This is a genomic window from Parablautia muri (assembly GCF_009917485.1).
Classification (GTDB): domain Bacteria; phylum Bacillota; class Clostridia; order Lachnospirales; family Lachnospiraceae; genus Suilimivivens; species Suilimivivens muri.
Genome location: NZ_QZDT01000088.1, coordinates 1 through 8383, shown reverse-complemented (window position 1 = coordinate 8383; position 8383 = coordinate 1). Strand labels below are relative to the sequence as shown.

9 protein-coding genes, 2 pseudogenes and 1 riboswitch are annotated in these 8383 nt (G+C 46.7%); of the genes and pseudogenes, 10 read left to right on the top strand and 1 reads right to left on the bottom strand.

The features are described from left to right. Window positions 1–104 precede the first annotated feature (104 nt). The 9 genes and pseudogenes from D5281_RS23285 (at window position 105) to D5281_RS23250 (ending at window position 7493) form a co-directional block, all read left to right on the top strand. The gene (locus D5281_RS23285) at window positions 105–1055 is read left to right on the top strand and encodes a sensor histidine kinase (RefSeq protein WP_330585286.1); all 951 of its coding nucleotides are present in this window, start codon (window positions 105–107) and stop codon (window positions 1053–1055) included. Window positions 1056–1210: 155 nt separating this feature from the next. Next, window positions 1211–2659, top strand: coding sequence for an ABC transporter permease (locus tag D5281_RS23280; protein ID WP_160562302.1), 1449 nt, complete (start codon window positions 1211–1213; stop codon window positions 2657–2659). Window positions 2660–2679: 20 nt separating this feature from the next. Continuing rightward, entirely contained in the window at window positions 2680–3309 is a 630-nt protein-coding gene (locus tag D5281_RS23275) for an ABC transporter ATP-binding protein (RefSeq protein ID WP_160562301.1), read from the top strand. A gap of 185 nt (window positions 3310–3494) precedes the next feature. Beyond that, window positions 3495–3635: pseudogene (locus D5281_RS27290) on the top strand (hypothetical protein); the annotation flags it as partial. A 52-nt stretch (window positions 3636–3687) separates the two neighbouring features. Continuing rightward, window positions 3688–3885, top strand: coding sequence for a hypothetical protein (locus D5281_RS23270; protein WP_160562300.1), 198 nt, complete (start codon window positions 3688–3690; stop codon window positions 3883–3885). A gap of 278 nt (window positions 3886–4163) precedes the next feature. Continuing rightward, a complete protein-coding gene (locus D5281_RS23265; RefSeq protein ID WP_160562299.1) occupies window positions 4164–4721 on the top strand; it encodes a helix-turn-helix domain-containing protein in 558 nt (185 codons plus the stop codon). Window positions 4722–4736: 15 nt separating this feature from the next. Further along, window positions 4737–5615, top strand: coding sequence for an MBL fold metallo-hydrolase (locus tag D5281_RS23260; protein WP_160562298.1), 879 nt, complete (start codon window positions 4737–4739; stop codon window positions 5613–5615). A 270-nt stretch (window positions 5616–5885) separates the two neighbouring features. Further along, window positions 5886–6025, top strand: a riboswitch (FMN riboswitch). A 119-nt stretch (window positions 6026–6144) separates the two neighbouring features. Continuing rightward, window positions 6145–6789, top strand: coding sequence for an ECF transporter S component (locus D5281_RS23255; protein ID WP_160562297.1), 645 nt, complete (start codon window positions 6145–6147; stop codon window positions 6787–6789). An 8-nt stretch (window positions 6790–6797) separates the two neighbouring features. Next, complete coding sequence (locus D5281_RS23250) at window positions 6798–7493, top strand: riboflavin kinase (protein ID WP_160562296.1); 696 nt, start codon at window positions 6798–6800, stop codon at window positions 7491–7493. A 94-nt stretch (window positions 7494–7587) separates the two neighbouring features. On the opposite strand, the gene D5281_RS23245 is transcribed toward D5281_RS23250, so the two are convergent. After that, complete coding sequence (locus D5281_RS23245; RefSeq protein WP_160562295.1) at window positions 7588–7914, bottom strand: winged helix-turn-helix transcriptional regulator; 327 nt, start codon at window positions 7912–7914, stop codon at window positions 7588–7590. 212 nt (window positions 7915–8126) lie between these two features. Here D5281_RS23245 and D5281_RS23240 point away from each other — a divergent pair. After that, window positions 8127–8383 (top strand): annotated as a pseudogene (locus D5281_RS23240) (dihydroorotate dehydrogenase); the annotation flags it as partial.

Below are 8383 nucleotides of genomic sequence, written 5' to 3'. Positions count from 1 at the left end.
GTACCTCGTTTCTTGTTATTTTGATTATATCTCATTAGCCACTTCTGTTACAACTTTAGTATAGCACTTCACACGATGAATTGTCCCTCAACACAAGTTTGAATGTGGCAGACTATGTTACGCAGACTGTTCTAAAAGCCTTGCCACTATGCCTGATCTGCTGTGTGGTTATTTCCATAGCCTGTTCTTTTGTATTTTCACGAAAGATCACGTTCCCCATAAAACAGATTGGGGCGGTGACGGAGCAGATGGCACGGATGGAAAGGGATGCTGCCTGCAAAATCAGTCCAAAAGATGAAATAGGCATACTGGCAGATAATATCAACCATTTATACCAAAGCCTGCTGTCGGCTATCGAGAGCCTTGAGATTGAGAAACAGCGTGTAAGCGAGAGCGAGAGGTCAAAGGCTGATTTCCTGCGGGCGGCATCCCATGAACTGAAAACGCCTGTTACTGCGCTGAATGCCACACTGGAGAATATGATACTTGGTGTCGGGAAATATAAGGATTATGACACTTACCTGCCGGAGTGTAGGGAAATGACAGGCCGCCTCGCAGATATGATACATGATATCCTCGAAACCTCAAAGGCAGGGATGACCGCAGAAAGTGAAGAAGCAGTGGAAGTCGATCTGTCAGAGCTGCTTTACGCATTATGCGAACCGTATATGCTGATCGCTAAGGCAAAAGGAATCATCTTCCGGCTTGGGCTGCCGGACAGTTTTGAAACAGTGCTGCCGCCTCAGATGTTTGGAAAAGCAGTGTCAAATATCCTTGCCAATGCCGTGGCATACACAGAACCGGGAAGAACAGTTTCCGTATATTTTGACAGGCGCGATATCCTTATAGAAAACGAGTGTGTCCCTATACCCAAAGAAGCGATGCGGCATATATTAGAGCCATTTTATCGTCCTGATTTTGCAAGGGACCGTGACAAGGGCGGGAACGGGCTTGGGCTGTATATTGTAGACACATTATTAAAGACAATGGATATTTTTTACTCATTCTGTCCGATGGAAGAACCGCAGGGAATGAGATTTACAATTCATTTATAACAATTCAATGAAAACCATGAATAAGAAAAGCTCTCCGGCAGACCGGGGAGTTTTTAATTTCTTTTCAATTTCACATATGTTTCATACTGGTTCCATATTGGGAGTGTAAGATATCAACGTCAGAATGAATAACACCAGAAAACGGAGGTATCAAAATGGGAACTACCAAACGGGCGTTTCTCTACGTCACACGGAAAAAGGGGAAAAGTATCCTGCTCTTTTTCATTCTTCTTATCATGTCAACTTTTGTATTGACCGGGCTTTCTACCCAAAAAGCATCGCAGGAGGCACAAAAGAATCTGCGGGAGGCTTTAGGCGGTGAATTCTATGTTTCAGTTGAACTATCGGAAAGCAATCCTTATTTCAGGAGGGTTGATGATGGGGAAGGCGCTCTTGACCTTTACACGGAGCTTCCCGTCACACGGGATATGATTAATGCCATTATGGAAATAGGCGGCATTGAAAAATATGATGCATCAGCCCAGACGCTTGTTTCTACAAACCTTACTATCTTTCCCGGTAATGTTCCTTTGAAAGGGGAGCTTAATAACAAGATATATGCCCGGACTGTCGCCGGAACTGAAAATAACAGCTTTTTTCAGTCGGGAATAATGGAACTGACTGAAGGAAAACACATTACGGGAAATGAAAGTAATGCAGCGGTTATCAGCAGGGATATGGCAGACCAGAACAGCCTGCAGATAGGTGACAGCATTTCCTTACAGGCCGATGAGGAGGCGGAAGTTAGGATTATTGGTATTTATGAAATCCGAAAGCCAGATCCGGCATATGCGAGTGTTGTCACTTATGAAAAACTGGAAAACCAGATTTTTATTGACACAAGCGCCTTACAGGATTTATTTGGGGATATGCCGGTGGGATTTTACGAGGTGGCATTTTCCGTATATGATCCTGCACAGCTTGACAGCATTATGTCAGAAGTGAAAGGTTTATCTGCTATTGACTGGCGGGCTTTTGAAGTGGCGGCAGATAACCAGACTTATTTGGATGCCGCCGCACCATTGCAGAAACTGCAGGCTTTGGTGTCATCCATAATATGGGTGATTGCATTGGTGAGCGCTGTCATCCTTTCATTGATACTCACCATGTGGGGAAGAAGCCGTATCCACGAGACAGGTGTGTTCCTATCCCTTGGCATTGGAAATATGAGGATTATCGGGCAGTATCTTGCTGAGGTTTTGATGATTGCAGTGATTGCTTTTGGATGCTCTTATTTTACAAGCAGCGCAGTGGCAGGGCAGCTTGCAAATGGATTGCTGCAGCAGAATATTCCGGCAAGTGAGGAACAGGCAGCGGGAGTGACCATAACCAAAAAAGACGGATTCAGTGAGGATGTGGTGGTCAGCATAAAAGATGATTCTGCTTTGTCGGATATGCCTTCTGGTCAGGATACCGCCCCGGAAGTGGAAGTTGCAGCAGACGGGGCAGAGGCAGACAGGGAGCAGATAAGAGTTACGATTGATTCTTACAATATGCTGCAGCTCTATCTTATAGGCATTATTGTTATCATTCTTTCAGTGGGGATTTCCTCATTGTCGGTAATGCGCCTGAAACCCCGTGAAATCTTGTCAAAAATGAGTTAAGGAAAAGGAGAAAATAGAAAATGGCTGTATTAGAAATGAAAGGGATATGTTATGCCTATGAGAAAGGCAGGCCAATATTGTCAAACATAAATACTGAATTTGAAGTGGGGAAAATGTATGCTGTTCTTGGACCGTCCGGTTCCGGCAAGACAACGATGCTGTCACTAATCGGCGGGCTGGATATTCCGCAAAAAGGTGAAATCCTCTTTAATGGTGAAAATATTTCACAGTGCGGGCTTGCCTGTCACAGGCGCAGCCACGTTTCACTGATATTTCAAAGCTACAACCTCATTGACTATATGACGCCAATGGAAAATGTGGCATTGACAGCGAAAAAGGATGTCCTGTCCCTGCTCCTGCGGCTTGGGCTGACAGCCGAGGAAGCAAAACGAAATGTAATGAAACTGTCCGGAGGGCAGCAACAGCGTGTGGCAATCGCCCGCGCCCTGGCCTCAGATACCCCGGTCATTTTAGCGGATGAACCGACAGGAAACCTCGACGGGGACACGGCGGGCGAAATTACGGGCATATTGAAAGAAAGCGCACATGAACTGAATAAATGCGTGATTGTTGTAACCCATTCAAATGAACTGGCAGCACAGGCAGATGTTGTCTTGAACTTAAAGCATGGCGGTCTTCATACTGCATAGATTTTTATTGGAATAATACTGTTGCTGCCCATTTTTTTGACTTAAAATTGCTCTGATTGCCTGTCATAGAATTAACCGATATAATGACATGAGAATAGAGAAAGGAAAAGGTACCAGGACACTAATCTTTTGCAAAGAACTGAGTCCTGAAACCATTACTAAAAACATGGTTATCATATCAAAGTATGAAGTGGAATACAAGGAGGATGAGGATATATTTAATAACCAGTAAAGAAGAAAGCGTCTGCCCATGCTGTGGAAGTCCCCTTAAGTACAGGGACAGCAGACGATGCGTGCAAAGAAAAGCGGGAGGCGGGAAGGAATGGTGCCTGATCCGGCGGCTCAGATGCAGCAATGACAGATGCAGGAGGCTCCATAATGAACTGTTATGCCGAGAAGATGGAAACATCATTAAGACGTTTCTGCAGACCGCACCGGATGGAGCTTTTACGGGGGGACATAAAGTACGGGCCGGATCTGCGGACAACTTCGGGGGAACTGGTAAAGACCTTTTTATCCTCGCTGAACGATGACCACTCCCGTTACATCGCGCAGTCAGAGTTTTATGACAACTAGAGACAGGAGATCGTGGAGGACACGTTCCATAAGGCGGTGCTAAAAGCCGGAAAGTTTGACAGCGCCTGCCTTGACAACGGGGTGCAGTATACGGAAACTGCCCGGAGTTTTCGTGTTTGTATATGAGTTTCCGTGATAGTTTGGAGTTTTGCGTGATAGTATACAGTAAAATTGAAAAATGGTAGCAGTGGGGAAAGGGTTGTTCAATGACCCTTTCATTTTGTCCTTCGATATGTTATAATGTATTTTGTTTAATAAAACATATTCAAGGAGGAGTCATGGAGCAGGTTTCATTGAAGATAGGGGAGCGGCTGAAAGAAATCAGGAACACAAGGCAGCTCACGCTGGATGATGTTGCGGAACTTACTGGCGTCAGCAAGCCCATGTTAGGGCAGATCGAGCGCGGGCAGTCCTCACCCACCATCAACATATTATGGAAGATTTCAACAGGGCTGAAAATTCCATTATCTTTTTTCTGTAAACAGGAAGAAGCGGAGTACACAGTCGCAGGGCTTGATGGGGAAAATGCGATCACGGAGGAAAACGGAGGGATGCGGGCTTACCCGCTGTTTCCTTTTGACCCGATGCGGAACGTGGAGGTGTTCTATATTGAGTTTGATGCAGGAGTTCGCCATAATTCGCTCCCTCATGTAACAGGCGTGGAAGAATATGTTTTTCTGGTGCAGGGGGTGCTGAAAATGGTGATTGGCGGGAAGGAAGTGCTGCTGCAGGAAAAGCAGTCAATACGCTTCCGGGCGGATGTTTCCCACGGATACCATAATGCTTCCGAGAAAGCCTGCACCGCCTATAATGTGATATTTTACCCAAACAATTAAAGGAGGAAACGGAAAATGTATGAATTGGTACAGGTCAGTGAGAAATGCTATTACATAAACTGCCCGGCGAAGATAGGTGTCTATGTGGCAGACAATGATCATGTCTATCTGGTTGACAGCGGAAATGATAAGGATGCGGGGCGGAAAGTCCGGCAGATACTGGATAAGAACGGCTGGCATCTAGCGGCAATCCTAAATACACATTCCAACGCAGACCATATCGGCGGGAATAAGTACCTGCAGGGGCAGACAGGATGCAAGGTTTATTCCGGTGGCATAGAGGCGGCTTTTACGAAATACCCGATGCTGGAGCCGTCCTTCCTTTACGGCGGTTATCCGTGTAAGGATTTGCGGCATAAATTCTTGATGGCGCAGGAGAGCGTTGTGGCGGATTTCTCAGACGAGAGCTTCCCGAAGGAGGTTGAGGTGATTCCTCTGCCGGGGCATTTCTTTGACATGGTGGGGTTCCGTATGCCGGATAATGTGGTGTTCCTTGCGGACTGCATCAGCAGCAGGGAGATGTTGGATAAATATGCGGTTTCCTTCATTTATGACGTGAGCGCTTATTTGGAAACGCTGAATAAAGTGGAGCAGATGGAGGCAGCTATGTTCGTTCCCGCCCATGCGGAGGTATCCGCGGATGTGAAGGAACTTGTCCGTTATAACAGGGATAAGGTGCATGGAGTGGCGGACAGGATTCTGTCCATCTGTGGGGAGCCGATATGCTTTGAGCGGATTCTGCAGGAGGTGTTCAAAGGCTATGGTCTTTCCATGAACTTTGAGCAGTATGTGTTGGTTGGCAGCACGGTGCGTTCCTACCTTTCGTGGCTGAAAGATACCGGAAAAGTGTCGGCTGAATTTCAGGACAGTATGCTGCTTTGGCAGAAAGCATAATTTTATGACTCGGAAACAGTCTGGGAGGCATACAGGCAAAGCACGGAAAAACTGAAATCCTATATGTAGCGCCAGTGGAGGCTTGTTGGGGGAATGGTCGGCACGTTCAGGGAGATGGAATGCTGTAGGGGAAGCAGTATCTGCTTGTGAAAGTGCGGATAGAATATATCTGCCATTTGTAACCACATTTCCGAAATTCTTCCGAAATGTTTCCGCGGTATTGCAAGAGTACGGTCCAAGCGGTATACTTACCCAAACAACTGAATAATGATATATCTTCAGGGCAGGGTGAGATTCCCGATTGGCGGTATAGTCCGCGAGCGTGAAAACGCAGGACTTGGCAGGCGTCCAAGTCAGGATTTGGTGCGATTCCAAAACCAACAGTATAGTCTGGATAGAAGAAGATGGATTCATATTATGTGGTATGCTGTTATTTTCATGCTGCTGTATGTTGTTGTACCGAATTTCCCGGCACCTGAATGATATAACGATTCAGGTGCTAATTTTTATTTTCAGGAGGAAATGGTATATGGACAGCAAGACAAAAAGAATAACCACTACCGCCATGCTTTGTGCAGTAGCCTATGTAGTGGTGGTGGTTGGAAGGGTTCCCGTTGTGTTATTTTTGAAGTATGACCCGAAGGATATCATCATCACGCTGGGCGGCCTGATATGGGGGCCGATGACTTCCCTTATCGTATCTGTGATTGTATCGCTGATAGAAATGGTGACGATCAGTGAAAACGGAGTTCTGGGGTGCATCATGAATATTATATCAACGTGTTCTTTTGCCTGTACAGCCTCTGTGATCTACAAAAAGAAGCGGACACTGCCCGGTGCAGTCACAGGATTGGTAACGGGTAGTCTGATGATGGTATTGGTGATGCTGCTATGGAACTATCTGATAACGCCTATTTATATGGGGTATCCCCGTGAAGCCGTGGCGGAATTGATGCTCCCTGCATTCCTCCCCTTTAATCTGCTGAAAGCCGGGTTAAACGCAGGGTTTACATTCCTGCTTTATAAACCGGTAACAACGGCATTACGCAAAGCGGGCTATATCTCAGGCCCGCAGAATGTGCAGGGCAGGAAACCGGTTGGCTTGTGGCTGCTTTCGGGGGCTATCGTAATTACCTGCATCCTGCTGATATTATCGCTTAATGGAATCATATGAGGGGCATCATGGAACAAATTTCAAATAAGAATCCTATAAATATCCTTTCGGGCAAAGTGATACATGGACGGGGGATAGGGAAATTGGTCGGTATGCCGACTGCAAATATGGAGGTTTTGGATGAAAGCATCCTGCCTCCAGCCGGCGTATATGTTACGGAGATTTTGCTGGATGGACAGGTGCATTATGGCATTACGAATATCGGGACAAGGCCGACTGTTGACAATGATAAGGAAATATCCGTTGAGACGCATATCCTAAATTTCAACGAGGAAATTTATGGGAAAAGCATAAAGATACGGCTTTTTGGCAGGCTGCGTTCCCAGCAGAAGTTTGAGAACTTTTCCATGCTGCTGGAACAGATACGGATGGACTGCATTGCTGTACGGAAGTTTTTTGGCATAGGGCAGGTCGTTTCCATGCTGCATATGAGCGCTGCAAAGCGTCAGGCTATAATCGGTGGCCATGAGGTCTGCCTGTCGGTAAAGGAATTTGATATTTTATATATGCTGTATTCTGCTCCGGATATTGCTTATTCGAAAGAACAGATTTATGAGGCTGTCTGGCATGAACCGTCAAACGGCTACTGCCATGCGGTGGAGAACACGGTCTTCCAGATCAGGAAAAGGATCAGGGATTATTCGGCAGGGCATGATTTTATCAAGACGGTCATTGGATTTGGCTATAAATTCAATGCAGGGTAAGAAAAAAAGGCATGAAACCGGAACCTGCCTGTCTATCTAAGGCAGAATGAAAGCCTGTGCTGGCATGGCATTGCAGCGCAGGCTTTCATTCTGCCTACATCAGATGCGTGTCGCTCCAGCTTTTCATATCTTTCAAAATAGGAATGAAACTTTTCCCCAGGTCAGTCAGGGAATACTCCACCTTCGGCGGCACTTCCTGATAGATATAGCGGGAGATGAAGCCGTCCTGTTCCAGTTCCCGGAGCTGCTTGGTAAGGGTGGACTGCGTGATGTCCCCAAGCCTCCGCCTCAGTTCCCCGAACCTCTGCACCTCATATTCCGCGATGTACCATAATATCGTTATCTTCCATTTCCCGCTTAAGATGTTCTGTATCCTGACCATAGCCGCGCATTGGGGCAGCGGCGCTTTCATGTTGCTCATAGGCGTTCCTCCTTCTAACGGCATTATACTATATCCGCCCTGTCTGTTCAAGGTACTATGATTTTTGATACCGGTATTATTTTCCGCACTATAAACGAAAAAAGACAGTACTTTTCTTTTTCGCGCCAGTTGCTATAATGTGATTCAGAAAGGAGGCGGACGGGATAAACACATCAGTGGATATAGCGGGCATCAGGTTAAAGAACCCGGTGATGCCCGCGTCCGGAACATTCGGCTCCGGGCAGGAATACAGCGGGTTCGTGGATCTGAACCGGCTAGGCGCGGTGGTCACAAAAGGCGTCTCATGCGTCCCGTGGGAGGGGAACCCGGCACCAAGGATCATGGAGACGGCCAGCGGGATGATAAACGCAGTGGGGCTGCAGAATCCGGGGATAGACGTCTTTATAGAGAGGGACCTCCCTTTCCTCAGACAGTTTGACACGAAGGTCATTGTGAACATATGCGGCAG

Bases quoted from the DNA above. Each gene is read 5' to 3' on its own strand.
- D5281_RS23280 (WP_160562302.1), top strand. From the start codon at position 1,211: ATGGGAACTACCAAACGGGCGTTTCTCTACGTCACACGGAAAAAGGGG.
- D5281_RS23275 (WP_160562301.1), top strand. From the start codon at position 2,680: ATGGCTGTATTAGAAATGAAAGGGATATGTTATGCCTATGAGAAAGGC.
- D5281_RS23270 (WP_160562300.1), top strand. From the start codon at position 3,688: ATGAACTGTTATGCCGAGAAGATGGAAACATCATTAAGACGTTTCTGC.
- D5281_RS23265 (WP_160562299.1), top strand. From the start codon at position 4,164: ATGGAGCAGGTTTCATTGAAGATAGGGGAGCGGCTGAAAGAAATCAGG.
- D5281_RS23260 (WP_160562298.1), top strand. From the start codon at position 4,737: ATGTATGAATTGGTACAGGTCAGTGAGAAATGCTATTACATAAACTGC.
- D5281_RS23255 (WP_160562297.1), top strand. From the start codon at position 6,145: ATGGACAGCAAGACAAAAAGAATAACCACTACCGCCATGCTTTGTGCA.
- D5281_RS23250 (WP_160562296.1), top strand. From the start codon at position 6,798: ATGGAACAAATTTCAAATAAGAATCCTATAAATATCCTTTCGGGCAAA.
- D5281_RS23245 (WP_160562295.1), bottom strand. From the start codon at position 7,914: ATGAGCAACATGAAAGCGCCGCTGCCCCAATGCGCGGCTATGGTCAGG.